Source organism: Pseudomonas sp. TWR3-1-1, assembly GCF_049896545.1.
Taxonomy (GTDB): domain Bacteria; phylum Pseudomonadota; class Gammaproteobacteria; order Pseudomonadales; family Pseudomonadaceae; genus Aquipseudomonas; species Aquipseudomonas weihenstephanensis.
Window position 1 is genome coordinate 1 of record NZ_JAFCUO010000047.1, and the last position, 1,062, is coordinate 1,062.

Here is a 1,062-nt window from a genome sequence, read left to right on the forward strand (position 1 = left end):
CGATTCCACTCTTTGGCTTTCTCGGTCAGACGAATCAGAGTGATGCTGGAAGTGCTGGAAAGCTCAATCAGACCAGCATCGCGCAGGGCCTTCAGAAGGCGGTACGCGGTGTCCGGCTTGTCGGTCAGCAATGGCAACTCTTCAACGATCTTGGCCTTGCTCAGCGCAAAGTAGATCCCGCTGTCAGTCTTGATCGGGTTAGCCCAGCTCGGGCATTCGTAGACGAACGCAAAAAGCAGGGTTTGCTGTGCATTCAAGCCCCACTCCAATGCCTTCGGCTGGTTGATGGTGATCGTGTACTGCATGTCAGACCTTCCCGACCAATGCGGCCAGTTCAAGGAAGCGATCCACGTACCAGTGAGGCTGGGTCTCGCGTGGGCACTGAGGGCTTGTGAGGTTCTTGCCGAACTTGAGGCCTTTATCGGTCACACCCCAAAACTCCACCGTTTCGCGCTTCGAGTTCACGCGTGTCAGTGGTTTCAGGAAGCCATGAGCTGCCAATGCGCGATTGAAAGCAGCGGCGGTGCTGCTGATGCCGTTTTCTTTGATCAATGCGGTAACGGCCTTGGTCGGCATGGAGCTGCCACCAGTTGCGTCTGAGGCAGCATCAATGGCGTAGCCCGGCAGAAATTTGGCGTCGAGCCCGTTGTTTGCGGCGATCTGAGCCAACATCATCATTTTGCTGGAGGGTGCAGGTTTCAGCAGACGGTCAAAGCATTCAAGGATGGCCAGCTCGCCGACGATCTTCGGGTTGCTGGGTAGCGAACGTGCGCGCTCGCGATCCTCAAGAGCCGTCATGCGATCAAAGACAAGCGCTTGAAGCTCATAGCTGTACGACATGGCAATGAGGCAAGCTTCCCGCTTAGGGAAGACGAAGCACTTTTGAATGCGACTACGAGTATCAAGGTAATCGGCTGAAAATTTAGCCGATTGATCGGCACCAAGAACACGCGGAACCTTTGCGATTAAGTTTTTGTGCGTGAGAGTTGGCTCGTTCTTATCGCGCTTCGAGTTAATGAAGTCGACCAGCTCAAGGCTGGACATAGAAACACCCCGCGCCAC

The 1,062-nt window shown here is 54.9% G+C and carries 1 protein-coding gene and 1 pseudogene; both read right to left on the minus strand.

Annotated features, from left to right (window positions below; all coding sequences use genetic code 11):
• Positions 1-305, minus strand: a pseudogene (locus ACP7A4_RS23125) (phage replication protein); the annotation flags it as partial.
• 1 nt (position 306) lies between these two features.
• Positions 307-1,062, minus strand: a complete 756-nt coding sequence (locus ACP7A4_RS23130) for a Rha family transcriptional regulator (RefSeq protein WP_426248521.1) — start codon at positions 1,060-1,062, stop codon at positions 307-309.